This window comes from Rathayibacter sp. AY1F4, from assembly GCF_002931775.1.
In the GTDB taxonomy this organism is placed as follows: domain Bacteria; phylum Actinomycetota; class Actinomycetes; order Actinomycetales; family Microbacteriaceae; genus Rathayibacter.
Genome location: NZ_PSVE01000004.1, coordinates 96,422 through 121,435 on the forward strand (window position 1 = coordinate 96,422; position 25,014 = coordinate 121,435).

Below are 25,014 nucleotides of genomic sequence, written 5' to 3' on the forward strand. Positions count from 1 at the left end.
GGTCGGGTGCGGAGCGGGCGGGAGCTCAGAGGGCGGCGGTGCGGCGCGCGGGCAGGCGCTCGGCGAGCTGGCGGAGCACCTCGCTGGTGCCGCCGTCGATCTTGATGCTCGCGCGCGAGTCGCCCTTGGTGGTGCCGCGGTTGACGATCACGATCGGCATCCGGGCGCGACGGGCGATCTCGAGGAAGCGGATGCCGGAGTTGACCACGAGCGACGAGCCGGCCACGAGCAGGGCGTCGGCGCCCGCGACGATGGCGCGCGCCTCCTCGAACCGCTCGGTCGGGATGAACTCGCCGAAGAAGACGATGTCCGGCTTCAGGATCCCGCCGCAGACCGTGCACTCGGGGACGGTCATCGCCGAGACGTCGTGGACCTCGGCGTCGCCGTCGGGGTTGAGGGAGGAGACGTCGGGGTCGTCGAGCCAGGGGTTGAGCGCCTCGATCCGCTCGGCCACCGCGTCGCGGGCGAAGTACTGGCCGCAGGTCATGCAGCGCACACGGTCCGCCGAGCCGTGCAGATCCACCACGCGGCGCGAGCCGGCCCGGACGTGCAGGCCGTCGACGTTCTGGGTGACGACGCCCGTGAGCAGGCCGCGCTCCTCGAGCCGGGCCAGGGCCCGGTGGCCGTCGTTGGGGAGCGTGCTGGTGAAGCGGCGCCAGCCGAGCTGGCTGCCGGCCCAGTACCGGCGGCGGTAGTCGGGATCGGCGACGAACTGGGAGTAGGTCATCGGGCTGCGCACCGGGGCCCCGGCTCCGCGGTAGTCGGGGATGCCCGAGTCGGTGCTCATGCCCGCGCCGGTGACGGCGGCGATGCGGCGCCCGCTGAGGAGTTCGACGGCCTGCTCGACCGCGAGCGCCTCGGGGCCCTCGGCGACCGGTGTCGGACTCGACTCCATCCGCGCCTCCTTCGAGGGCCGTTCGAGCGGCCCCTGGACGAGTTTAGTCCGCGCCGTGCCCTAGATTGCCGGGATGCCGATCGTGCACATCACCGACCTCGACCACCCGCTCCTCGCCGACTACCACCGCCTCACCGACGTGGCGCTGCGGCGGGTGCTGGAGCCGGAGGGCGGTCTGTACATCGCCGAGTCGGCCAAGGTGATCGAGCGGGCGCTCGACGCCGGGCACCGTCCCCGCTCGGTCCTGGTGCAGGAGAAGCGGCTGCCGGACGCGGCCGGGGTGCTCGAGCGTCATCCCGAGGTGCCGGTCTTCGTAGCGCCTGATCCGCTGATCGAGGAGCTGACCGGGTTCCACCTCCACCGCGGAGCGCTCGCCTCGATGCACCGTCCGCCGCTGCGGCCGATGGCCGAGCTGCTGGAGGGCGCGCGCCTCGTCGTGATCCTGGAGGACCTGGTCGACCACACCAACGTCGGCGCCGTCTTCCGCGCCGCGGCCGGCATGGGCGCGGACGCGGTGCTCGTGACGCCGCGGTGCGCGGATCCCCTGTACCGGCGCAGCGTCCGGGTGAGCATGGGAACGGTCCTGCAGGTGCCGTGGACGCGCACCCCCGAGTGGGCACCGGCTCGCCGCGCTCTGGAGGAGGCCGGGTTCTCGGTCGCCGCGCTGGCGCTCGCTCAGGACGCGGTGCCGCTCGACGAGTACGCGGCGGCTCGCCCCGAGCGCGTCGCGATCGTCCTGGGCGCCGAGGGGGACGGGCTCAGCCGCGCGGCGCTGGACGCCTCGGACACCGTCGTCACCATCCCGATGCTGCACGGCGTCGACTCGCTCAACGTGGCCTCGGCGAGCGCCGTCGCACTGTGGGCGCTGACCCGCGGGCGCTGACCGCCGGGCTCCGGCGCTCGGCGGCCCGGTGGTGACCCGCCGCTGACGCTCGCGACGCGGGATCGGGGTCGGTGCCGCGCGTCACCCGCCGCGTCCGACGACGGGGCGGCGTCCGGGACGGGGGAGAGGCCCGCCCGTACGATGACGGGGTGACCTCCCCGACCCGATCCGACGACGCCCTCGACCTGTTCGGGGAGCCCGCCGCGCCGGAGCCGCGACCGCGTCGACGGCGCGGGGCGGTCGTCGCCGGTCTCGTCGCCGCGACCGTGCTGGTCGGCGGAGGCGGTGCCTACGCGACCAACGCGGCGACCGCGGAGCTGCCGACGGCGAGCGCCGTCGCGGTGGACCCCGTCTCGAGCACCGTCGACGCGCCCGCTCCGGCCTGGCCGGCCTACGGCTCCGGCGCCGTGGCGGCCGTGGGCATCGACGGGACGGAGGAGGACGGGCTGCTCGCCCGCTACGGCTCCACCGGAACCGTGCCGACGGGGAGCATCGCCAAGGTCGTCACCGCTCTCGTCGTCCTAGCGGCGAAGCCGATCGCGGCGGGGACGGACGGGGAGACCATCACCTTCACGAGCGCGGACGTGCAGTACTACAACGACACCCTGGCCGAGAACGGCTCGAACGCTCCGGTCACCGCGGGTCTGGAGCTGACCGAGCGGGAGGCGCTGACCGCCATGATGCTCCCGTCCGCGAACAACTACGCGAAGTCCCTCGCGATCTGGGCGTACGGCTCGGAGGACGCCTTCCTCGCCGCGGCGCGCGGCTGGCTCGACGGGCAGGGGCTCGAGCGGACCTCCCTCGCCGACACCAGCGGGCTCTCGCCGGCGACCGTCAGCACGACGGCCGAGATGGTGCGCCTGGGCGAGCTGCTGATCGCGGACCCGGTGCTCGCTCCGATCGTCGCGATGCCGACCGCGGTCATCCCGGGGGTCGGCGAGGTCGACAACACCAACTCGCTCCTCGGCCGCGCGGGAGTCGACGGGATCAAGACGGGGACGACCGACGAGGCGGGCTCGTGCCTGCTGTTCTCGCTCGACGCGACCGTCGAGGGCCGGCCGATCACCCTGGTCGGCGTAGTGGTGGGCGCGCGCACGCACCCGCAGCTCGCCGCGGACGTGCTGACCCTCGTCCCGACCGTCGAGGCGGGCTTCCGGACCGTCCCGCTGACCGTCGAGGGCCAGGACTACGGCACCCTCACCAGCGCCTGGGGGGAGACGGCGACGGCCGAGACCGTGGAGGCGCGGTCCGTGCTCGTCTGGGGCGCGGTCTCGACGTCGACCACGGTCGCCCTCGATCCGCTCGAGACCGTCGCCGACGGCGAGCGAGTGGGGACCGCGACCGTCGACGTCAACGGCACCCCGTACGAGCTTCCCCTCGTCGCCGACGGATCGATAGAGGACCCGGGCTTCGCCTGGCGGCTCGGCCACCCGGCCGAGCTGTTCGGCTGAGCGCGGGGCGAGCCGCCGCCTTCCGGGAGCGGATCAGGCCGGGGGATCCGCGGCCCGGTCGCCGGCGGCCCGGTCGCCGACGATCCGCACGCCCGCGGTCGCGATGTCCTCGGCGACCTCCTCCGGCGTCGCGTTGCCCGGCACGACCGATCCCGGCTCCGAGGCCGCGGGATCGGTGCTCCAGCGCTCGGCGGAGGGCCGCTTGGCGGTGATGAAGTCGCCGGAGGACTGGTGGCGGACGCGGCGCAGCACCCACGGCACGAGGTACTCCCGCGCCCACTGGATGTCCTCCGTGCGGGCGGCACGCCAGGTGCGGGCGTGCAGCGGCTCCGGGGCCAGGGGGCGCAGGTCGTTCTCGACGTTCAGCGACTCGAGGACCATGCGCGCGACCTCGTGGTGGCCGTGCGGGTTGAGATGCAGGCGGTCCGGCGCCCACATCCGCACGTCCTGGATCTCCTGGAGGGACCACTGGTCGGCGACGATGCAGTCGTACCGCTTGGCCAGCGCCCGCAGATTCTCGTTGTAGATCGCGACCTTCCCGCGGATCCGCCCGAACACGGGGGAGAAGCCCACGTCCACTCCGGTGAAGAGGACGACGGTCGCCCCGTCGGAGCGGAGCCGGGCGAGGCCCGACTCGAAGCGGGACGCGATGTCGTCGGGGTCGGTCCCCGGGCGGATGACGTCGTTCCCGCCCGCGGAGATGGTGATGAGGTCGGGGCGCAGCTCCAGGGCGGGCTCGACCTGCTCGTCGACGATCTGCTGCAGGAGGCGGCCGCGCACCGCCAGGTTGGCGTAGGCGAAGTCCTCGTTCTGGCTGCCCAGGACCTCCGCCACGCGGTCCGCCCAGCCGCGGTGCCCGCCGGGGCTGCCGGGCTCGGGATCGCCGATCCCCTCGGTGAAGGAGTCGCCCAGGGCGACGTAGCGGGACCACGGATGACGCTGCTCGACCATCCCTCCATCATGCTCCGCACCCGGCCGCCGGTGGCACGGCGCGACACGCCGTGCGCCTCCCGGCGGGCCGCGGAGACCGAGCCGCTGTCGGAGGCGTCGGCTAGATTCGGTCCACGTGAACAGTCCCTCGAGCTTCGGTCATCAGGTCGGCACCTCCGCCGCTGAGCACCTGTCCCCGTCGTTCCCGGGCAGGGCACCGTGGGGTACCGCGAACAAGCTCCGCGCCTGGCAGGCGGAGGCGCTCGAGGCCTACTTCCAGCACGAGCCGCGCGACTTCCTGGCCGCCGCGACCCCGGGGGCGGGCAAGACCACCTTCGCGCTGCGGCTGGCCGCCGAGCTGCTGCACAACCGCACGGTCGACCGGATCACCGTGGTCGCGCCGACGGAGCACCTCAAGCGCCAGTGGGCCGAGGCCGCGCACCGCGTCGGCATCCGCCTGGACCCGACCTTCACCAACCGCATGGGCCGCCACGCCCGCCACTACCACGGCGTCGCCGTCACCTACGCGCAGGTCGCCGTCCGCGCCGAGCTCCACCGCGAGCTCACCCTGTCCGGCCGCACCCTCGTCATCCTCGACGAGGTGCACCACGCCGGCGACGCCCTCAGCTGGGGCGACGCGGTGCGCGAGGCCTTCGAGCCCGCCGTCCGCCGGCTCTCGCTGACCGGGACGCCGTTCCGCTCGGACACGGCGGCGATCCCGTTCGTCAGCTACCTGCCGGACGAGGAGGGCATCCGCACCTCGCTCACCGACTACGCCTACGGCTACGGCCGCGCGCTCGCGGACGGCGTCGTCCGGCCGGTGCTGTTCATGGTCTACGCCGGGCAGATGCGCTGGAAGTCGAAGGCCGGCGACGAGATGGAGGCGCGGCTCGGCGAGGGCAACACCAAGGACATCACCTCGCAGGCCTGGCGGACCGCGCTGGACCCGAAGGGCGACTGGATCCCCTCGGTCCTCCGCGCCGCCAACACCCGCCTCACCGAGGTGCGGCGCGCCGTGCCCGACGCCGGCGGCCTGGTCATCGCGACCGACCACTACACCGCGCGCGCCTACGCCGCGATGCTCCGCGAGATCAGCGGCGAGACCGTCACCGTCGTGCTCTCCGACGAGAAGGAGGCGAGCGACCGGATCGAGGAGTTCGCGAAGGACACCAGTCGCTGGATGGTCGCGGTCCGCATGGTCTCCGAGGGCGTCGACGTGCCGAGGCTCGCTGTCGGCGTGTACGCGACCTCCGCGTCGACTCCTCTGTTCTTCGCCCAGGCGATCGGCCGCTTCGTGCGCGCGCGGCGCCGCGGCGAGACCGCCTCGGTGTTCCTCCCGAACGTGCCCGGCCTGCTCGCGCTGGCGGGCTCGATGGAGCTGCAGCGCGATCACGCCCTCGACCGCAGGACCTCCGACGACGAGGAGTACCCCGAGGCCGACCTGATGGCCGACGCCGAGCGCAGCGACAAGGCGTCCTCCGATCTCCTGGAGGAGGGCCGCTTCGAGTCGATCGGCTCGGCCGCCACCTTCGACCGCGTCGTCTACGAGGGCGCCGAGTTCGGGATGGAGGTCGAGGTCGAGAGCGAGGAGGAGCTCGACTTCATCGGCCTGCCGGGGCTCCTCGAGCCCGACCAGGTGCGGGAGCTGCTCCAGCACCGGCAGCAGCGGCAGGCCAAGCGCGCCGGCAGCCGCGCGGGGGCGGCGGCCCCGGCCGAGCCGGCGAGCGAGATCCCGGCGCCGCTCTACCGCACGCTCAAGGAGCAGCGCAGCCTGCTCAACTCCCTGGTCGGCCTGTGGGCACGGGGGACGGGCGAGTCGCACGGCCAGGTGCACACCGAGCTGCGCCGGCTCTGCGGCGGACCCGCGGTGGCGCAGGCGAGCGTGACCCAGCTGCAGGCGCGGATCGACCTCCTGCGGCGCAGGCTCGGCTCGCACTGATCGCGGTGCGGCGCCCCGGTGCGTGGCGCCGTGCGCCCGACGACGGGGCCGATCGCTGCTCCTGCCCAGCCCGGCCCGCCCCTCCGCGTGCACCGGACAGTCCCTCCGGCGCGTTCTAGCCGATGCACCCGGCGCGGCGCCAGCCCTCCCCGGCGGACCGGGCGCGACCGTACTGTTCGATCGTGACCCACCGGAACGACCTGCCCGCTCACGCGCCCGCAGGACGAACCGGACGGCGGTTCCGGCCGCCGGTCGTGACCACCGGAGGAGGACCGCGCGATGAGCGCTGACCGTCAGGGGAATGCTCGAGACACGCTCGCTAAGCTGAGCAGTCGGTCCGTCGCGGAAGTGACGGACCATCACCCCCGACGTCGGGCATCCGCAGACCGCACATCGGCGTCTCCCGGACTGCCCGAGAACAATCCCCTGAGGAGTCTCGTGGAGACCTGGCCCGGAACCGCCTACCCGTTGGGCGCGACGTTCGACGGAAGCGGCACGAACTTCGCCCTGTTCAGCGAGATCGCCGAGCGCGTCGAGCTGTGCCTCTTCGAGGAGGACGGCACCGAGACGCGTGTCGAGATCCAGGAGTCGGACGCCTACGTCTGGCACTGCTACCTCCCGCAGGTCCAGCCGGGCCAGCGCTACGGCTTCCGCATCCACGGACCGTACGACCCCGACGCCGGCCACCGGTGCAACCCGAACAAACTGCTGCTGGACCCCTACGCGAAGGCGATCTCGGGGGAGATCGACTGGGACCAGTCCCTCTTCTCGTACACCTTCGGCGACCCGGACTCGACGAACGACGAGGACTCGGCGCCGCACATGATGATGGGCGTCGTCATCAACCCCTTCTTCGACTGGGCCGGTGACCGCCGCCCGCGCACCTCCTACGACAGCACCGTGATCTACGAGGCGCACGTGAAGGGGCTCACCAAGACGCACCCCGACGTGCCGGAGGAGCTCCGCGGCACCTACGCCGGAGTCGCCCATCCCGCGGTGATCGACCACCTCAAGCACCTGGGCGTCTCGGCGATCGAGCTCATGCCCGTGCACCAGTTCGTGAACGACTCCACGCTGATGGACAAGGGCCTCTCGAACTACTGGGGCTACAACACGATCGGCTTCTTCGCTCCGCAGAACACCTACTCCTCCACGGGCGACCAGGGCCAGCAGGTCCAGGAGTTCAAGAGCATGGTGAAGGCGCTCCACGCGGCCGGCATCGAGGTCATCCTCGACGTGGTCTACAACCACACGGCGGAGGGCAACCACCTCGGCCCCACCCTGTCGTTCCGCGGCATCGACAACGAGGCGTACTACCGCCTCGTCGACGACGACAAGCGCTACTACATGGACTACACCGGCACCGGGAACACCCTGAACGTGCGACACCCGCACTCGCTCCAGCTGATCATGGACTCGCTGCGCTACTGGGTGACGGAGATGCGCGTCGACGGCTTCCGCTTCGACCTCGCCTCGGCGCTGGCACGCGAGTTCTACGACGTCGACCGGCTCTCCACCTTCTTCGAGCTCGTCCAGCAGGACCCGGTGGTCTCGCAGGTGAAGCTGATCGCCGAGCCGTGGGACGTCGGGCCCGGCGGCTACCAGGTGGGAAACTTCCCGCCCCAGTGGACGGAGTGGAACGGCAAGTACCGCGACACGGTCCGCGACTTCTGGCGCGGCGAGCCGTCGACGTTGGGGGAGTTCGCCTCGCGCCTCACCGGCTCGGCCGACCTCTACGCGCACTCGGGCCGCTACCCGGTCGCCTCGATCAACTTCGTCACGGCGCACGACGGCTTCACCCTCCGGGACCTGGTCTCGTACAACGAGAAGCACAACGACGCCAACGGCGAGGACGGCAACGACGGGGAGTCGCACAACCGCTCCTGGAACCACGGTGTGGAGGGGCCCACGGACGACCCGCGGGTGCTCGCGCTCCGGGCACGCCAGCAGCGGAACTTCCTCGCGACGATGCTGATCTCCCAGGGTGTCCCGATGATCCTCCACGGCGACGAGCTGGGCCGGACCCAGAACGGCAACAACAACACCTACGCCCAGGACAGCGAGCTGACCTGGATCGACTGGGCGCACGCCGACCGGCCGCTGCTCGAGTTCACCGCGGCGCTCATCCGCCTGCGCGCCGAGCACCCGACCTTCCGACGCATGCGCTTCTTCGACGGCCGCCCCGTGCTGCGCGGCGACGGCGAGCCCCTGCCCGACATCGTCTGGTTCACCGCCGCCGGCACCGAGATGTCCCCGTCCGACTGGGACTCCGGCCTCGGCCGATCGGTGGGCATCTACCTCAACGGCAACGGGATCCGCGAGCGCGACCAGCGCGGGCGCCCCGTCACCGACGACAGCTTCCTCCTGTACTTCAACGCCGACGACGTCGACGTCGAGTTCGCGATCCCGAGCGACGAGTACGCGCTCGAGTGGAGCGTCCTCGTCGACACCGCCGGCGCCGAGGCGGACTCGATCCCGCGTCCGGCGGGGGCGATGCTCACCGTCCAGGCGAAGTCGCTCGTCATCCTCCAGGAGCACAGCACCCCCGAGCCCGAGGTCGACCACTCGGTCGCCGCCTCGCTCGCGTCCCTGGCCGCCACCTCGGCCATCCCGATCGTCTCCTCGACGGGACCCACCAGCCCCCACGCCGAGTCGACCGACTCCGCGACCGCACCCTCGACAGGAGCCTGACGTGCGTCTGCCCGCCTCCACCTACCGCCTCCAGATCCGGTCGGCGTTCGACCTCGACGACGCCGCCCGCGTCGCCGACTACGTGCGCGCGCTCGGAGCGGACTGGCTGTACTTCTCGCCGCTGCTGAAGGCCGAGCCCGGCTCGGACCACGGCTACGACGTGGTGGACCACACCGAGGTCGATCCCGATCGCGGTGGCGCGGCCGGCCTGGCGAACGCCTCGGCCGCGGCGCGGGCGGAGGGCCTCGGCGTCCTCATCGACATCGTCCCCAACCACATGGGCGTCGCGACCCCGAGCGAGAACTCGTGGTGGTGGGACCTGCTGAGGAACGGGAAGTCCTCCCGCTACGCCACCGCCTTCGACATCGACTGGGAGGCGGGGGGCGGGAAGCTGCGCGTGCCGATCCTCGGCGACGGTGCGAGCGAGGGAGACAGCGACAGCGAGCTCGACGCGCTCGAGGTCGTCGGCGACGAGCTGCACTACTACGAGAACCGCCTGCCGATCGCGCCCGGCACCGCCGAGCCCGGCGACTCCGGCCGCACGGTGCACGAGCGCCAGAGCTACGAGCTCGTGAACTGGCGCCGCGCCGACGCCGAGCTGAACTACCGCCGCTTCTTCGCGGTGAACACCCTCGCCGCCATCACGGTCGAGCGGCCCGAGGTGTTCGACGCCTCGCACGCCGAGATCGTCCGCTGGTTCACCGAGGGGCTCGCTGACGGCCTACGCGTCGACCACCCGGACGGCCTGGCCGACCCGGGCGGATACCTCGACGACCTGGCCCGCGCGATCGGCGGCGCCCCGGTCTGGGTCGAGAAGATCCTCGAGGGCGACGAGGAGCTCCCGCCGCACTGGGCGACCGTCGGCACCACGGGCTACGACGCCCTGGCCGACGTCGACCGCATCCTGGTCGACCCCGACGCCCGCCCCGTGCTGGAGGGCCTCGACGCCGAGCTCACGGGGAAGGGCGCCCCGCTGCAGTGGGCCGACCTCATCCACGACACCAAGCGCGGCATCGCCGACGGCATCCTCCGCTCCGAGGTCCTGCGGCTGGCCCGCCTGATTCCCGGCATCGAGGGAGCGGACGACGCGCTGGCGGAGCTCCTGGCGACCTACCCGGTCTACCGCAGCTACCTCCCTTACGGAGCGGAGCACCTCGAGCACGCCCGCGTCGACGCCGTGCGCCGCCGCCCCGAGATCCGCGCGACCATCGACGAGGTCGCCGCGGCGCTCGGCGAGACCGGCACGCCGGTGTCCGTGCGCTTCCAGCAGACCTCCGGCATGGTGATGGCGAAGGGCGTCGAGGACACGGCGTTCTACCGCTTCAGCCGCCTCACCTCGCTGAACGAGGTCGGAGCGGACCCGGACGAGTTCGCGATCGACCTGGTCGAGTTCCACCGCCGCCAGGCCGTGCGCCAGGCCTCGTTCCCCGCCTCGCTCACCACGCTCTCGACCCACGACACGAAGCGCGGCGAGGACACCCGTGCCCGGATCACCGCACTGGCCGAGGACCCGGAGGCGTGGGCGGCGACGCTCCGCGAGCTCCACGCCCTCGTCGGCTTCGGCGACGGCCCGATCGAGCACCTGCTCTGGGAGGCCGTCGTGGGGACCTGGCCCGCGAGCCGCGAGCGCCTGCACGCCTACGCCGAGAAGGCGTCGCGCGAGGCCGACGACTCGACGCACTGGACCGCTCCTGACGAGCAGTTCGAGAAGCGGATGCACGCGGCGATCGACGCGGCGTTCGACGAGCCCGCCGTCCGCCGGCTGGTCGAGCAGACCGTCGAGCGGGTGTCGGCCGCCGGCTGGTCGAACGGCCTCGCCGCGAAGCTCGTGCAGATCACCGCCCCGGGCATCCCGGACGTCTACCAGGGCAGCGAGCTCTGGGAGACCTCCCTCGTCGACCCGGACAACCGCCGCGAGGTCGACTTCGGGCAGCGTCGAGCGCTGCTGGAGCGGATCGACGGCGGCTGGAAGCCCGCGATCGACGCCGAGGGAGCCGCGAAGCTCCTCGTCACCTCACGCGCCCTCCGGCTCCGCCGCGACCGCCCCGAGCTGTTCACCCGCTACGCCGCCGTCCCCGCGATCGGGCCCGCCGCCGAGCACGCGATCGCTTTCGATCGCGGCGGCGCGCTGACCGTCGCGACCAGGCTCCCCGAGGGCCTCGCCGCTTCGGGCGGGTGGAACGGCACGGTCGTGGTCCTGCCCGGGCACCCGATGGAGGACGTCCTCACCGGCCGCACCTTCGCGGGAGGAGTGACTCCGGTCGCCGAGATCCTCGCCGACTACCCCGTGGCACTGCTCGCCCCGGTCTCCTGACCGGTTCCGCACCGCACCGCAGACCGATCCGACCCCTCCTGGAGACAGCAGTGATCAGCACGACTCCCTACCGCTACGCACTCCCGACGACCGGGCCCGAGCGGTTCGACGTCTGGGCCCCCGAGGCCTCGACGGTCGAGCTCCTTCTCGGTGACGACTCGTCGCTGACGATGACCCGCCACGGGGACGACGGATGGTGGCGGGCGCCCGCGTCGGCCCCGGCCACCGGCGAGGTCGACTACGGGTACCGGGTGGACGGCAGCGGTCCGCTGCCGGACCCCCGCTCGCGTCGCCAGCCGAAGGGCGTGCACGAGCTCTCGCGCACGTTCGACCCCTCGGCGCACGAGTGGGGCGACTCCGCCTGGACCGGGCGCGAGCTCGCCGGCGCCGTCATCTACGAGTTGCACCTCGGTACGTTCACCCCCGAGGGCACCCTGGACGCGGCGGCGGAGCGCTTCGAGCACCTGCGCTCGATCGGCGTGGACTTCATCGAGCTGCTGCCGGTCAACGCGGTGAACGGAACGCACAACTGGGGCTACGACGGCGTCCTCTGGTACGCCGTGCACGAGCCGTACGGCGGACCCGAGGCGTACCAGCGCTTCGTGGACGCCGCCCACCGTGCCGGCCTCGGCGTGGTCCAGGACGTCGTCTACAACCACCTCGGCCCGAGCGGCAACTACCTGCCGGAGTTCGGCCCGTACCTCAAGAACGAGAAGGCCAACACCTGGGGCAGCTCGATCAACCTGGACGGCGAGGGTTCGGACACCGTTCGCGGGTACATCATCGACAACGCTCTGATGTGGCTGCGCGACTACCACGTCGACGCCCTGCGCCTGGACGCGGTGCACGCCCTCTCGGACGAGCGGGCCGTGCACGTGCTCGAGGAGATGGCGAGCGAGGTGGCCGTGCTGTCGGCCCACGTCGGGCGCCCTCTGACGCTGATCGCCGAGTCCGACCTCAACGACCCGACGCTGATCACTCCGCGGGAGGCGCACGGCTACGGGCTCGACGCGCAGTGGAGCGACGACTTCCACCACGCGGTCCACGTCGCGCTGACCGGGGAGACCACGGGCTACTACGAGGACTTCGCGCCGCTCGGCGCCCTCGCGAAGGTGCTGACGCGGGGCTTCTTCCACGACGGCACCCTCTCGACGTTCCGCGGCCGCCACCACGGCCGTCCGGTGGACACCGAGCACATGCCGACCTGGCGCCTGGTGGTCTGCAGCCAGAACCACGACCAGATCGGCAACCGGGCGGTCGGCGACCGTCTGACGGCGACCCTCGACGAGGGGCGCCTCGCGATCGCCGCGGCTCTGACGCTGCTGGGCCCTTTCACTCCCATGCTGTTCATGGGCGAGGAGTGGGCGGCGTCGACCCCGTGGCAGTTCTTCACCTCGCACCCGGAGAAGGATCTGGGCGAGGCGACGGCGAAGGGCCGCATCGAGGAGTTCGCGAAGATGGGCTGGGACCCGGAGGTCGTGCCCGATCCGCAGGACCCGGAGACGTTCCTGCGCTCGCGGCTCGACTGGTCCGAGGTCGGGGAGGGGCGTCACGCCCGCACCCTCGAGGTGTACCGCGAGCTGGTGGCGATCCGCCGCCGCTACCCCGAGCTGACGGACCCGCGCTTCGGGTCGCTCCGCGTGGAGTTCGACGAGGAGGCCCGCTGGCTGACTCTCGGCCGCGGTCGGGTGACCGTGGCGATCAACGTCGGCGAGTCCGCCGCTCGCATCGCCCTGCCGGAGGTGGCGGAGACGCTGCTCGGCGTCGGGGAGTACGCGGTGCAGCCCGGGGACACCGAGGTGGATCTCGGCGGTTCCTCGCTGCTGGTGACCCTGAGCGCCTGAGCTCCGTGGCGATCGGCTGTTCAGGTGGGGGGCCGCCGCTGTCCTGAACGGCCGCCTCGGGCCCGAGCGCTCAGAGCGTGACCACGGCGTACTCCGTCGCGGTCACGACCCGCACTCCCTCGTCGTGGACGAGCAGGAGCGCGCGGAGGGGGATGGCCCGCTTGTGGCACGCCGCCGCCAGATGACGGGCGAGGACCCGGTCGGTCTCGCCGAGGAAGGCGCGCCCGGGACGTTCCAGGGCGAAGGCGAGCGAGCCCACGTCCTGGTGCGCCACGGCCTTGGCGAGGGTGGCGACGATCCGCTCGGTCTTCTCCTCGTCGGGGTGCACGGGGAGCCCGTCCACCGGGTAGAGGATCGGCAGCTGCACGCCGTCACGGTCGAGGAAGATCGGCCACAGGGCCCGGCGGTAGGCCGGCCCGATCAGCGAGGAGACGCGCTCGCGCAGCTCGCGGTCGTTCAGGAGCGGCGCATCGAGGTGCGGAGCGGGAGCGGCGTGGTCGAGAGTGGTCATGGTGTCGCTTTCTCGTGGGGCGAGCGGGCGGTGCCGCTGAGGGGTCATCGGAAGTTGCGGGAGGTGGTGCGAGCGCCGACCGTGAGGGTCTCGAACCTGTCGGCGAGGAGGTTGGTCACCCCCTCGTCGGAGCGCTCGAGGATCCCCCTGACCAGCAGGGCGGGTGCCTCTCGTGCCACGCGGCGGTAGCGGTTCCATACTCCGACGGAGCAGATCACGTTGAGGATCCCGTGCTCGTCCTCGAGGTTGAGGAAGGTCACTCCACCGGCTGTGGAGGGACGTTGGCGATGGATCACGACCCCGCCGACCTCGATCCGGGTCCCCGAGGCGATGCCGGGGAGATCGGCCGAGGAGCGGGCGCCGCGGCGAGCGAGTCCCTCGCGGAGGTGGCGCAGCGGATGGTCGTCGGGCGAGATGCCGGTGGCCCAGAAGTCGAAGACCACGCGCTCTTGAGGGGAGAGCATCGGCAGGAGCGGGGGCTGCACGACGACCGTGGAGCCGGCGAGGAACTCCTCGCGGTCGCCTGCTGCGGTGCCGGCCTCCCAGAGCGCCTGCCGGCGCTGCAGACCCAGCGAGTCGAAGGCGCCCGCGGCGCCGAGGGCCTCCAGCTGAGCCGCGGTCGTGCCGACCCGACGCGAGAGGTCGGCCATGCTCGCGTAGGGTCCGCCGCGTTCGCGCTCGGCGACGATGTGCTCGGCGAGCGCGGTGCCGATGCCCTTCACCCCGGCCAGCCCGAGCCTGATCACGAAGCCGCTGTCGCGCCTGTGGTCGTCCGTGTGGAAGTGCTCCGTGCGGTCGAACAGTCCCGTGGGCGGCTGATCGGCGCGGAGGCAGTCGTCGCTCCCGTAAGCGGCGCCGCCCCTCCGGCGTGCGGGGGCGTCCTCCTTCGCCTCGAGCCCGGGAGGCCCCAGGGAGCGGTTGACGTCGGGCGAGACGACCTCCACTCCGTGACGCCGGGCATCGGCGACCAGGGTGTGCGGGGCGTAGAAGCCCATGGGCTGCGCCCTCAGCAGCGCGGCGGTGAACGCGGCGGGGTAGTGCAGGCGCAGCCAGGCGCTCGCGTAGACCAGCAGGGCGAAGCTGATCGCATGGCTCTCGGCGAAGCCGAAGTTCGCGAAGGCCTGGATCCGGAGGTAGATGTCGTCCGCGACCTCGCCCGTGATGCCGTTGCGGGCCATTCCCTGGTAGAGCCGCTCGCGGAGGGTCTCGATCTTCTCGGTCCCGCGCTTGGACCCCATCGCCCGGCGCAGCAGGTCGGCGTCCTCCGCGTTGCAGTCGCCGACGGCCACGGCCACCTGCATGAGCTGCTCCTGGAAGAGCGGCACGCCGAGGGTGCGCTTGAGCGGCGTCACGAGGAGGGGGTGCTGGTACGTCACCGGCTCCTCGCCGAGCTTGCGGCGGATGTAGGGGTGGACCGCACCGCCCTGGATGGGGCCGGGGCGGATGAGCGCGACCTCGATCACCAGATCGTAGAAGCGGCGCGGCTGCAGCCGGGGGAGGGTGCCCATCTGCGCCCGGCTCTCGACCTGGAACACCCCGATCGAATCGGCGCGGCAGAGCTGGTCGTAGACGCCCTTCTCCTCCCGGGGAAGGGTGGAGAGGTCCCACTTCTCGCCGACGTGCTCGGCGACGAGGTCGAACGTGTACTGCAGGGCGGCGAGCATCCCGAGCCCGAGGAGGTCGAACTTGACCAGGCCCATCCAGGCGCAGTCGTCCTTGTCCCACTGCAGGACGGTGCGGTCCTCCATCCGGGCGGGCTCGATCGGGCAGACCTCGCCCACGGGCCGGTCGGTCAGCACCATGCCGCCGGAGTGGATGCCCAGGTGCCGGGGCGTGCCCAGCACCCGGGTGGTCAGGGCGACCACGTCCTCGGGGATGTCGTGGTCGGTGCTCTCGGTGACGGACCCCCACCGCTCGACCTGCTTCGACCAGCCGTCCTGCTGCCCGGCGCTGTATCCGAGGGCCTTGGCCATGTCGCGCACGGCGAACTTGGGCCGGTAGGTGATGACGTTGGCGACCTGGGCCGCGTTCAGACGTCCGTACTTCCGGTAGACGTACTGGATCACCTCCTCGCGCCGCTCCGAGTCGAAGTCGACGTCGATGTCGGGCTCCTCGTCGCGGATGCTGGAGAGGAACCGCTCGAACGGCAGGTCGTAGAAGATCGAGTCGACCGCCGTGATGCCCAGGACGTAGCAGACCGCCGAGTTGGCGGCCGAGCCGCGTCCCTGGCAGAGGATGCCGTTCCGCTTGGCGTAGTGGACGATGTCGTGGACGATCAGGAAGTAGCCCGGGAAGTCCTTCTGCTCGATCACCGCGAGCTCCTTCTCGAGGCGCGCGAGGACGTCGGCGTCGGCGCGGGGGTACTTGGCCGGCACGGCCTCGCGCACGAGCTCGCGCAGCCAGCTCATCGAGGTGTGCCCCTCGGGGACCTCCTGGCGCGGCAGCCGGGGCCGGACTCGGCCGAGCTCGAAGGCGATCTCGTCGGCGACTCGCACCGTGTTCTCCACGGAGCCGGGGTAGCGGCCGAAGCGCTCGGCCATCTCGGCGCCGGAGCGCAGGTGGGCGCCGCCCGCTGCGGGGAGCCAGCCGTCCATCTCGTCGAGGCTCCGGCGTGCTCTGACCGCGGCGAGGGCCGTCTGGAGGGGGCGCTCCTCCGGCCGGGCGTAGTGCACGTTCCCGGTGGCGACCGTCCGCAGCCGGAGCTTCTCGGCGATCGCCGCCAGCTGGTCGTTGGCGCGCGAGGCGAGGGGATCCCCATGGTCGTACAGCTCCACGAGGACGTTGGCGGGACCGAAGAGCCGGACGAGCTCGCGGACCTCCCGCTCGGCCGCGGCCACTCCTGCGGCGGCGAGCGCTTGACGGACCGCTCCCTTGCGGCAGCCCGTCAGCACGATCCAGTGGCCGTCGGCGGCGCGCGCGAGCTCCTCGAGGTCGTAGCTCGGCTTGCCCTTCTCGGCTCCGGCGAGCTGAGCGGTGGTGATCGCGCGGGCGAGGCGGTGGTAGCCCTCCTCGCGGCGCGCGAGGACGAGCAGGTGGGTCCCCTCCGGATCGGCGACCCCGTTCTGAGGCGAGGTGAGCCCGATCGAGAGCTCGGCTCCGAAGGCCGTGCGGACGGCGTGCCCCTGCGCGGCCTCGGCCATCCTCACGATGCCGTAGAGCCCGTCGTGGTCGGTGAGCGCGAGAGTGTCGATGCCGAGCCGGACCGCCTCCTCGACCAGCTGCTCCGGCTTGCTCGCCCCGTCGAGGAAGCTGAAGTGGGAGTGGGCGTGCAGCTCGGCGTAGGGCACCGGATGAGCCGGCGGCCGGACATCGTCCCCGGCCACGTAGGCGGGTCGCTTGTGCGACCAGGCCGGGCTGTCGCCGCCGTCACCCCGGACGACCGTGCCGTCGGCGCGCTTGCCGCTGGAGAGGCGGCGCTCGAACTCCGACCAGGGGATCGGCGGGTTGTTCCAGCCCATCGGGGCTCCTTCGGTGCTCGTTCGCGGTGGTGGAGGGATGCTCCGGTTCAGTCGTAGCGGGCCTCGGCGGCCCAGACCCCGTCGAGGCAGAGCAGCAGCCAGGCGACACCGGCGGCGTCGACCACCTGGAAGCGGTCGTAACGGACGGCGGTGCTCGGATCCCACCAGCGCTCGTCGATCGGCCAGGGACCCGCCCACCCGGCGAGGGGCTCCAGGCGTGCCTGAGAGGTCCCGGGGGTGAAGTAGGCGGGCACGGAGCTGAGGGCGCCGCGCTCGTCGACCGCGACGGGTTCGCCCCTCGGTCCGCGGACCAGCACGGCCGCGGGCTCCGCGAAGACCGTCGGCGGGAGGGGCGGCGGCAGGGAGCCCGGCCAGGGCAGGGTCCTCGGCCGTGCGTCGCCCGGCTCCCGGTCGCCCCAGGGGATCAGGTGCTGGCGGTCGCGGAGGGATCGCCCCCCTCTGATCGACGCGGTCATCACGGCCTCGTGCCCGAGCATGCTCTGCACGCGGCTCAGCCCGTGGTGGACGCGCTCCTCCGGAGCGGTGCCCCAGAGACCCTGCTCGTGGTTGCCGATCGCGTCGACAGCCTCGGGCTCGACGCACAGCCGCGAGATCGGCGCTCCGAGACCGGTGTCGATCTCCCCGCTGCCCTGCAGCTGCCAGCGGACCCGGTCGAGCACGTCGCCCGGGGTGAACCATCTCGGGTGCAGCCAGCTCCGGGAGGAGACCTCACCGCGCTCGCTGACGACCTCGATGCGGATGGCGGTCGCGACCAGCTGTGCGCGGGTGAGCCCGGCGACGAACTCCTCCGCGGGGACGCGGAAGGCGAAGGCGGCCTGGTCGATGCGGTCCAGAGGGGGCTCGAACTCCATCGCCCGGTCGAGGCGCTCCGGCGGGAGCCGGGGCACCACCGTCTCCGACTCCGCACCGGCGGCGAGGAGGTGCGCGTGGGCGCCCTCCGGTCCGAACCGGGCGGCGACGTCCTCGCGAGGGAGGGCGGCGAAGGCGCCGAGTGTGCGGACGCCGAGCCTGCGCAGGAGCGCCACCAGGTCGTCCCCCCGGCGGGGAGCACGGGCAGGGGCAGCGACGGACTCGGTCTCGAGGGCGTCGAGCGGGAGCGGGGCGAGGAAGCCTGCCGCTGCTCCTGGGGGCACGACGGCGACGGGGCGGCCGGAGTGCTTCGCGGCGAGCTCGGAGGCGAAGAGCCCGTCGGCGATCCCGATGCGGGCGTCGGGGAGACCCAGCTCGGCCAGCCGCTGCAGGATCGCCTCGGCCGCGCTCTGCTCGCTCCCGTAGTAGCGGCGCGGACCGCGGGCGCGGATCGCGCACAGACCGGGCCGGATCAGCTGGACGCCCGGGGTGATCTCCTCGAGCGCCTGGATGAGCGGCTCGAACGCCCGGTGGTCGAGCACCGGGTCGTACGGGAGGACGGCGAGACCCGTGCAACGGGACTGCGCCTCTCGCACGCGCATGCCCCGCCGGACCCCCTCCGCCCGAGCAGCGGGGGAGGAGGCGAAGACCAGGCTCTTCTCCGTGAGGGCCAGGGGGTGCTCGGCGCCGAGGCCGGCGTCGGTGGCGGCCGCGAGGAGGGGCCAGTCGGGGCACCAGACGAGGATCGTCCGCCGCAGCTCGGGTGCGCTCGCCATCTCAGACCGCCCGCTCGTGCAGGCGGCCGTGCTCGACCCGGGAGCCGAAGGCGCTCTCGACGCCGGGCATGCTCATCCGCACCGTGCGCACCCGGGTGCCGGCCCGGCCGACCACATCGACCATCGCCTCCCGGGAGCGCAGGTAGCCGTGGCCGTCGCCGAGCCCCTCCCAGCGGCTGCTGCGGATGCTGAGCCGCGCCTCGGCCTGGGGCCACTCGCCGAGGACCACGAGCGCGGCACCCCGCTGGCGCAGTCGTGCTCCCAGACGCGAGACGTCGGCCGAGGAGACGGAGGCGGGCGGACGGGTGAGCACGACGGTCAGCACATCGACCAGAGCGGCGGTGACGGTGAGCCAGTGCTCGGCCGGTGCGGGCACGAGCACCAGGCGCTCGAGGTCGATCCCCATGCCGGCCGCGGCCTCGGCCCCGAACTCCGGGACGCCCACCACGCCGCACCACGAGCCCTCGGCGGACGGGCCGGCGAGCAGCCCCATCGCCAGGCTCATCGAGCCCTCCACCGAGTAGGCGGCACCCTGCTTGAGCGAGCCGCCCGGGAGCACGGAGGAGAAGGCCGGCAGGGTGGCGAGGCTCCTGGTCTCGAGGGTGGTCGCCTGCATGTCCCGGATGCGGGACTGCAGCTCCTTCACCGACGCGAGCTGCCGCAGAAGGTGCTCTGCGGCCTCGGCCGTCTCCGCGGAGACGAGGGGTGAAGGGGGGCTCATCTGCCCATGTTCGAACATGTGTTCGAGTATGTCAATCGCCACCGACATCCACCGGCGAGCCGCTCGGACCCTTCCGCGACCGCCCGGCAAGGCGCACTGAGGAGGAAGTGCCAGACGTCCCGGGCAGTCTCGCATCCGCCCCCGACATCCCCGTCCTGGGGAGGTCTCCGCCGGGTCTCGGCGAGGGAGGGCCACCGCCCCCGCTCTACCATGGGAGCCATGTCCGACGCCCTGCCCGACCACGCCGACTCCGACGCCACCGACCCGGCCGCGCCGCGCAGAAGGACCCTCGTGGTCAAGATGGGGTCCAGCTCGGTCACCAAGCAGTCGGGTCCGGATCCCGTTCTCCTGGCCAGCGCGCTCGAGAGCGCCTTCGCCGCCCGCGCGCTGGGCTGGGACGTCGTGCTGGTCTCCTCCGGCGCCGTCTCCTCGGGCCGGGCGCTCTTCGCCCGCTCGCAGGAGGAGCCGATCAGCGCACGCCTGGCGGCAGCGGTGGGCCAGACCGTCCTGATGGGCTTCTACCGCTCGGTGGCCGAGCTCTCGGGCGCCCTGGTCGCGCAGATCCTCATCGGCGAGTCCGACCTCGCCTCTCCCCGGCAGATGGCGCACGTCGCCGAGGCGATCCGCCACGCCCTCGACGCCGGAGTCGTGCCCGTGGTCAACGGCAACGACACGATCGACTCCGCCGGCTCGGACAACGACGGCGTCGCCGGCGGACTGGCGATGCTCCTCGGGGCGGACCTTCTGCTGCTGCTCACCGACGTCCCCGGCGTCTTCGCCGGCAGCATCGCCGAGGGCGTGCACCTCGAGGAGCTGGGCATCTCGGAGCTGCGCCGCATCGGCGTGCAGAAAGGCGGTACCGGCCGAGGGGGCATCCGCTCCAAGCTGCGGGCCGCCGAGCTCGCCGCGCACAACGGCGTCTCGACCAGGATCGCCGGGGCGCGCACCCCCGAGGTCATCCTGGGCGCCCTGGGAGGGCCGGGCCCGGGCACCCTCGTCCGCGCCGTGCACGCGCATCCGCCCGTGGAGCAGCGCTGGATCTCCGGAGTGGCCACCGGCCGCGGCCGCGTCGAGATCAACCTCGAGGCCGAGCGGAGCATCGGAGCCGGCTCGAGCCTGTTCGCCTCGGGCATCAAGCGCGTCTCCGGCGAGTTCGGCGGCGGCGACGTGATCGAGGTGCGCGCCCTCAGCGGAGAGCTCCTCGCGCGCGGCGTCTCCCGCGTCTCCTCGCGTCTGCTGACCCTGGTCCGCGCACTCCGGGTCGACGAGATCGCCCGCGTCTTCGTGGCGGTCCTCGGCCATGCCGCCACGACGGCGCCGTCGGCGAGTCCGGAGGGGGAGGAGAGGCCGCAGCTGACCCGCGCTCTGGAGTACGCGCGCACTCTCTCCTCCGAGCACGCGCGGGCCGTCGCGATGGAGATCGTCTCCCTCTTCCCCGCCGAGAGCATCTCGGCCCTGCTGGGGCAGGGCGCGGGGGAGGGCGAGCTCGTCGAGCGCTACACCCGCCTCGTCCGCACCCTCGCCATCGTGGAGAACGAGAACCTGGCCGTCTTCCGCTCCTGACCGCCGGTGGCGCGCCACGTCTCAATGCATTTCGCGCCTTCGCGTCATGATCGCCGTTCTCCGGTGTCTTCCTGGTGATGGCGCCGCTCCTGGGCGCCCCCGACGGAACGGATCATCGATGAGCGTCCCCACTTCAACAGCCGACCACTTCCGCGAGTCCGACATCACGCCCGAGAGCTTCGAGACCGAGCGGCTCGAGCGGCGGCTCGCCCTGCTCGAGGCCTCGATCTCCCAGGGGGAGCGGGCACTGCTGGGCCGGGTCGACCCGAGCACCGGAGATCCCCTCCCGGGCGCCTGCGGGGGGCACCGAGCCCAGCTGGTCAGCAACCTGACGACGGAGCGGGCCCTCGCCGACCGCATCCGGGAGATGCTCGCCGCTCGGAGCTGACGGGGTGCGTACGGCACCATGGGGCCATGGTCACCATCACCGTCGCCGGTCTCGCCCAGCACTTCCATCCCGCCGAGCGGGGCACCGTCCGCCTCGAGATCCGGCGCGAGTCGCGATCCCGGCCCCAGGCGCTCGCCGAGGTCACCGCCCTGCACGCGCGGGTCCGTGAGGAGGCGGCCGCCGAGCAGGCGTCCGGCGCCGCCACCTGGTGGTCCTCCGATCAGATCTCGGTCTCCTCGATCCGCCGGTACATCAAGGACTCGGACGTCACGCAGCTGTTCCACGTCGCGGCCGCCGGGGTCCGGGTGAAGTACCGGGACTTCGCGGCTCTCGGGCGCTGGGTCGGCTCGATCTCGGAGGTGCCGGGCATACAGATCTCGGGGGTCGACTGGGACGTGACGGCGGCGCGACGGGCGGGCATCGAGCGCGAGGTCCGCACCGCTGCCGTGCGCGACGCGCGCGAGCGGGCCGAGGCCTATGCGGCGGCCCTCGGCCTGACCGAGGTGCGGGTGTTGACCCTCTTCGAGCCGGGACTGCGCCCGCACACGCGCATCGAGGGCGGCTCGGCGATGATGAGCCGCGCCAAGGCGTTCACCTCTCCTGAGGAGCCGCTGGCACTCAAGCCGGAGGACATCGAGGTCACCGCCTCGGTCTCCGCCGACTTCGAGGCGCACTGACGCGGAGACGCGACCGGGCGACCGGTTCCGCTGCGGACGGAGAGCGGCTGCCTGCACCTGCGACCCGCTGATCGTCTGCATGGCGACCCCGAGAGTCGCCCCGAGGCGACCGACCATCGGCTCCACGACGACCCCTCTCCGCCCCGATCAGCGGGCACGCGACCACCATACGTGTATTGAGGACTCCTCGGGAGCTCTGTCGCGGTTCGGCGTCCGCCGTGCACACCACCAGGGAATAGCGGGGGACCCCCGAGCGCTGAGGCAGGCATGGTCTCGCGCATCGGCTTCCTCTCCTTCGGCCACTACCAGTCCGTCCCCGGGTCTCAGACCCGCTCGGCCCGCGACGTCCTCCTCCAGACGATCGAGCTCGCGGAGGCGGCGGAGGAGATCGGCATCGACGGCGCCTACGTGCGCGTGCACCACTTCGCGCCGCAGCTCGCCTCGCCGTTCCCGCTGCTGGCGGCGATCGCCGCGCGCACCCGCCGCATCGAGATCGGCACCGGGGTCATCGACATGCGCTACGAGAACCCGCTCTACATGGCGGAGGAGGCGGCCGCCACCGACCTGATCTCCGACGGCCGGCTCGAGCTCGGGGTCAGCCGGGGATCGCCCGAGACGGCCCTGCGCGGGTCCGAGGCGTTCGGCTTCGTCCCCCCGGAGGGGATGACCGACGCCGACCTCGCCCGGCAGAAGGTGCGGATCCTCCGGGAGGCGCTCGCCGGGGCGCCGGTCGCGCAGTCCGATCCTGCGATGACGCGCCAGTCGCTCCCGCTCTCGATCGAGCCGCGCTCGCCCGGCCTCGAGGACCGGATCTGGTGGGGTGCCGGCAGCTTCGCGACCGCGCGCTGGGCAGCGGAGCAGGGCATGAACCTGCAGTCGTCGACCCTGCTCCTGGAGGAGGAGGGCGTGCCCTTCGACGAGCTGCAGGCCCGCCAGATCCGCGAGTACCGCGCCGCGTGGAGCGGGGCGGGCTGGGAGCGCTCCCCGCGCGTCTCCGTCTCGCGCAGCGTCCTTCCGATCACGAGCGATCTCGACCGCCTGTACTTCGGCGGCCGCGGCGAGCAGGACCAGGTCGCCACTCTCGAGGGCGTCCGCGCCCGTTTCGGCCGCAGCTACGCGGGCGAGCCGGACGCCGTCGCCGCCGAGCTCGCTGCGGACGCCGCCGTGCAGGAGGCGGACACGCTGCTGCTCACCGTTCCCAACCAGCTCGGGGTCGAGTACAACGCGCGGCTCCTGCGCACTGTCGTGGAATCGATCGCTCCGGCTCTCGGCTGGTCGCCGGCGACAGCGGGCGTCTGACACCGAGGCACGGTCCTTTCGGGAGGGCCCTGCGGTGCAGGAGCGACCGTTCTCTGCAGAAGCGCCGTCCGATGCAGGAGACGCCCCGTCTCCTCGTGAGGAGGCGGGGCGTCCGAACTCTCCTCCCAGCGCATCCCTCCTCCGACGCGAGGAGGAGACGGTGCCGGAAACGACGGAACCCCCCGCCTCTCCGAGGAGAGACGAGGGGTTCCGATCAGTGTGTCCGAGGGGGGACTTGAACCCCCACGCCCTATACGGGCACTAGCACCTCAAGCTAGCGCGTCTGCCATTTCCGCCACCCGGACGAGTGTTTCCTTCGACCTACGTTTCCGCGGCCGAAGAAGACATTAGCACGGTTCCGGGGCCTCTCACGCCACCTCCCGGCCCACCGGCCTCCGCGCGCCGTCGAGCCCGCGCCGGTACCGTTGCCCGCATGTCCGACAGCATCGACAGCGCGCCCGTGACCGACAGCACCCTCGACGAGACGGCGCTCATCGCGCGCGATCTCATCCGCTTCGACACCAGCAACTACGGCGACGGGAAGGCGGAGCCGGAGCGCCCGGCCGCGGAGTACGTCGCGGCGAAGCTGCGCGACCTCGGCCTCGAGCCGGAGCTGATCGACTCCGACCCGGGACGCACGAGCGTCGTGGCGCGGGTCGCGGGGGAGGACCGCGAGCGCGGCGCCCTCGTCGTCCACGGGCACCTCGACGTGGTGCCCGCCATCGCCGACAACTGGAGCGTCGACCCGTTCGGCGGCGAGATCAAGGACGGCATGCTCTGGGGCCGCGGCGCGGTCGACATGAAGAACATGGACGCGATGATCCTCGCCTCGCTCGGCGACATCCTCCGCGAGGGGCGGCGCCCCTCCCGCGACCTCGTCATCGCCTTCTTCGCCGACGAGGAGGCGGGCGGCGTGCGGGGATCGGGATTCCTGGCCCGTGAGCGGCCCGAGCTGTTCGCCGGAGCGACCGAGGCGATCAGCGAGGTCGGCGGCTACTCGATCGAGCTGGCCGGCAAGCGCGCCTACCTCGTGCAGACGGGCGAGAAGGCGCTGATGTGGCTGACCCTCCGCGCGCACGGCACGGCGGGGCACGGCTCGCAGATCAACTCCGAGAACGCCGTCACCCGGCTGGCGCAGGCGATCGCCCGCATCGGCAGCGAGGAGTGGCCCACCCGCCTCACCGACACCACGCGCGAGCTGCTCGACGAGGTCGCCCGCCTGCTCGGCCACGACCCTCAGCGCAGCACTCCGGAGGAGCTGGCACTCGCCACCGGCACCGCCTCGCGCTTCATCGCCGCGACGCTGCGCACCACCGCCAATCCGTCGATGCTGTCGGCCGGCTACAAGGCCAACGTCATCCCGGACACCGCGGACGCCACCATCGACGTGCGCGTCCTCCCCGGCGAGGAGGATGCGGTGCTCGAGCGCCTGAAGGTCCTCGCGGGCGAGCACGTCGAGATCCTCGTCCAGCACCGCGACATCGGACTCGAGGTGCCCTTCGCCGGCCCCCTCGTCGAAAGCATGGCCGCCTCGATCCGCCGGTTCGATCCGGGAGCCGAGGTCCTCCCGTACCTGCTCTCCGGAGGCACCGACAACAAGGCGCTCTCGACGCTCGGCATCACCGGATACGGGTTCGCGCCGCTCCAGCTGCCGTCGTCCCTGGACTTCCCGGCGCTGTTCCACGGGGTCGACGAGCGCGTTCCACTGGACGCACTAGTGTTTGGCAGGAAGGTCCTGACCGATCTCCTGCTGAGCTCCTGACGGCGCCGCGGACCGGGTCAGCACCGACCGATCCCGACCGAC

The 25,014-nt window shown here is 72.5% G+C and carries 17 protein-coding genes and 1 tRNA gene; 11 read left to right on the forward strand and 7 right to left on the reverse strand.

The annotated features are described in order from the left end of the window. Positions 1 to 25 precede the first annotated feature (25 nt). On the reverse strand, positions 26 to 895 hold the full coding sequence (locus C5C59_RS03380; protein WP_104237470.1) for a Sir2 family NAD-dependent protein deacetylase: 870 nt from the start codon (positions 893 to 895) through the stop codon (positions 26 to 28). Between the two features lie 73 nt (positions 896 to 968). Between C5C59_RS03380 and C5C59_RS03385 the strand changes: the two genes are divergently transcribed. Both C5C59_RS03385 and C5C59_RS03390 read left to right on the forward strand, forming a co-directional pair. Then, on the forward strand, positions 969 to 1,778 hold the full coding sequence (locus C5C59_RS03385; RefSeq protein ID WP_104237469.1) for an RNA methyltransferase: 810 nt from the start codon (positions 969 to 971) through the stop codon (positions 1,776 to 1,778). A 149-nt stretch (positions 1,779 to 1,927) separates the two neighbouring features. After that, on the forward strand, positions 1,928 to 3,229 hold the full coding sequence (locus tag C5C59_RS03390; RefSeq protein ID WP_104237468.1) for a D-alanyl-D-alanine carboxypeptidase family protein: 1,302 nt from the start codon (positions 1,928 to 1,930) through the stop codon (positions 3,227 to 3,229). A 33-nt stretch (positions 3,230 to 3,262) separates the two neighbouring features. Here C5C59_RS03390 and C5C59_RS03395 read toward each other — a convergent pair whose 3' ends face one another. After that, positions 3,263 to 4,180, reverse strand: coding sequence for an SGNH/GDSL hydrolase family protein (locus tag C5C59_RS03395; protein WP_104237467.1), 918 nt, complete (start codon positions 4,178 to 4,180; stop codon positions 3,263 to 3,265). A gap of 115 nt (positions 4,181 to 4,295) precedes the next feature. Between C5C59_RS03395 and C5C59_RS03400 the strand changes: the two genes are divergently transcribed. The 4 genes from C5C59_RS03400 (at position 4,296) to treZ (ending at position 12,947) form a co-directional block, all read left to right on the forward strand. After that, positions 4,296 to 6,098: a DEAD/DEAH box helicase gene (locus C5C59_RS03400; protein ID WP_104237466.1), complete on the forward strand. Its 1,803-nt coding sequence runs from the start codon at positions 4,296 to 4,298 to the stop codon at positions 6,096 to 6,098. Between the two features lie 438 nt (positions 6,099 to 6,536). Continuing rightward, a complete protein-coding gene (glgX, locus tag C5C59_RS03405; RefSeq protein WP_104237465.1) occupies positions 6,537 to 8,789 on the forward strand; it encodes a glycogen debranching protein GlgX in 2,253 nt (750 codons plus the stop codon). A gap of 1 nt (position 8,790) precedes the next feature. Further along, positions 8,791 to 11,103, forward strand: coding sequence for a malto-oligosyltrehalose synthase (gene treY, locus C5C59_RS03410; protein ID WP_104237464.1), 2,313 nt, complete (start codon positions 8,791 to 8,793; stop codon positions 11,101 to 11,103). 50 nt (positions 11,104 to 11,153) lie between these two features. Further along, positions 11,154 to 12,947 (forward strand): malto-oligosyltrehalose trehalohydrolase, encoded by a 1,794-nt coding sequence (gene treZ / locus C5C59_RS03415; RefSeq protein WP_258062558.1) that lies wholly within the window; start codon positions 11,154 to 11,156, stop codon positions 12,945 to 12,947. A gap of 70 nt (positions 12,948 to 13,017) precedes the next feature. On the opposite strand, the gene C5C59_RS03420 is transcribed toward treZ, so the two are convergent. Genes C5C59_RS03420 through C5C59_RS03435 form a run of 4 tightly spaced genes read right to left on the reverse strand, consistent with a single transcriptional unit; the run spans position 13,018 to position 19,283 of the window. Further along, the gene (locus tag C5C59_RS03420; protein ID WP_104237463.1) at positions 13,018 to 13,458 is read right to left on the reverse strand and encodes a hypothetical protein; all 441 of its coding nucleotides are present in this window, start codon (positions 13,456 to 13,458) and stop codon (positions 13,018 to 13,020) included. Positions 13,459 to 13,502: 44 nt separating this feature from the next. Continuing rightward, a complete protein-coding gene (locus tag C5C59_RS03425; RefSeq protein ID WP_104237462.1) occupies positions 13,503 to 16,916 on the reverse strand; it encodes an error-prone DNA polymerase in 3,414 nt (1,137 codons plus the stop codon). Positions 16,917 to 16,963: 47 nt separating this feature from the next. Beyond that, a complete protein-coding gene (locus C5C59_RS03430; RefSeq protein ID WP_104237461.1) occupies positions 16,964 to 18,562 on the reverse strand; it encodes a DNA polymerase Y family protein in 1,599 nt (532 codons plus the stop codon). A 1-nt stretch (position 18,563) separates the two neighbouring features. Beyond that, entirely contained in the window at positions 18,564 to 19,283 is a 720-nt protein-coding gene (locus tag C5C59_RS03435) for a hypothetical protein (protein ID WP_258062559.1), read from the reverse strand. A 219-nt stretch (positions 19,284 to 19,502) separates the two neighbouring features. Here C5C59_RS03435 and proB point away from each other — a divergent pair, with 219 nt between their 5' ends. The 4 genes from proB (at position 19,503) to C5C59_RS03455 (ending at position 23,210) form a co-directional block, all read left to right on the forward strand. Next, positions 19,503 to 20,846, forward strand: coding sequence for a glutamate 5-kinase (proB, locus tag C5C59_RS03440; protein WP_181127028.1), 1,344 nt, complete (start codon positions 19,503 to 19,505; stop codon positions 20,844 to 20,846). Positions 20,847 to 20,964: 118 nt separating this feature from the next. Then, a complete protein-coding gene (locus C5C59_RS03445) occupies positions 20,965 to 21,234 on the forward strand; it encodes a hypothetical protein (RefSeq protein ID WP_104237459.1) in 270 nt (89 codons plus the stop codon). A 26-nt stretch (positions 21,235 to 21,260) separates the two neighbouring features. Then, positions 21,261 to 21,911 (forward strand): SIMPL domain-containing protein, encoded by a 651-nt coding sequence (locus C5C59_RS03450; protein WP_104237458.1) that lies wholly within the window; start codon positions 21,261 to 21,263, stop codon positions 21,909 to 21,911. Between the two features lie 267 nt (positions 21,912 to 22,178). Beyond that, positions 22,179 to 23,210 (forward strand): LLM class flavin-dependent oxidoreductase, encoded by a 1,032-nt coding sequence (locus C5C59_RS03455; RefSeq protein WP_104237457.1) that lies wholly within the window; start codon positions 22,179 to 22,181, stop codon positions 23,208 to 23,210. Positions 23,211 to 23,430: 220 nt separating this feature from the next. Here C5C59_RS03455 and C5C59_RS03460 read toward each other — a convergent pair. Further along, positions 23,431 to 23,515 (reverse strand) — tRNA-Leu (locus C5C59_RS03460). 128 nt (positions 23,516 to 23,643) lie between these two features. On the opposite strand from C5C59_RS03460, the gene C5C59_RS03465 reads away from it, so the two are divergent. Beyond that, on the forward strand, positions 23,644 to 24,972 hold the full coding sequence (locus C5C59_RS03465) for a M20/M25/M40 family metallo-hydrolase (RefSeq protein WP_181068004.1): 1,329 nt from the start codon (positions 23,644 to 23,646) through the stop codon (positions 24,970 to 24,972). Positions 24,973 to 25,014: the final 42 nt, after the last annotated feature.

What these genes read in the sequence shown, in the direction of transcription:
- C5C59_RS03380 (WP_104237470.1), bottom strand. Translation starts at nt 895, where the DNA reads ATGGAGTCGAGTCCGACACCGGTCGCCGAGGGCCCCGAGGCGCTCGCG.
- C5C59_RS03385 (WP_104237469.1), top strand. Translation starts at nt 969, where the DNA reads ATGCCGATCGTGCACATCACCGACCTCGACCACCCGCTCCTCGCCGAC.
- C5C59_RS03395 (WP_104237467.1), bottom strand. Translation starts at nt 4,180, where the DNA reads ATGGTCGAGCAGCGTCATCCGTGGTCCCGCTACGTCGCCCTGGGCGAC.
- C5C59_RS03420 (WP_104237463.1), bottom strand. Translation starts at nt 13,458, where the DNA reads ATGACCACTCTCGACCACGCCGCTCCCGCTCCGCACCTCGATGCGCCG.
- C5C59_RS03425 (WP_104237462.1), bottom strand. Translation starts at nt 16,916, where the DNA reads ATGGGCTGGAACAACCCGCCGATCCCCTGGTCGGAGTTCGAGCGCCGC.
- C5C59_RS03430 (WP_104237461.1), bottom strand. Translation starts at nt 18,562, where the DNA reads ATGGCGAGCGCACCCGAGCTGCGGCGGACGATCCTCGTCTGGTGCCCC.
- C5C59_RS03435 (WP_258062559.1), bottom strand. Translation starts at nt 19,283, where the DNA reads ATGAGCCCCCCTTCACCCCTCGTCTCCGCGGAGACGGCCGAGGCCGCA.
- proB (WP_181127028.1), top strand. Translation starts at nt 19,503, where the DNA reads ATGTCCGACGCCCTGCCCGACCACGCCGACTCCGACGCCACCGACCCG.
- C5C59_RS03445 (WP_104237459.1), top strand. Translation starts at nt 20,965, where the DNA reads ATGAGCGTCCCCACTTCAACAGCCGACCACTTCCGCGAGTCCGACATC.
- C5C59_RS03450 (WP_104237458.1), top strand. Translation starts at nt 21,261, where the DNA reads ATGGTCACCATCACCGTCGCCGGTCTCGCCCAGCACTTCCATCCCGCC.
- C5C59_RS03455 (WP_104237457.1), top strand. Translation starts at nt 22,179, where the DNA reads ATGGTCTCGCGCATCGGCTTCCTCTCCTTCGGCCACTACCAGTCCGTC.
- C5C59_RS03465 (WP_181068004.1), top strand. Translation starts at nt 23,644, where the DNA reads ATGTCCGACAGCATCGACAGCGCGCCCGTGACCGACAGCACCCTCGAC.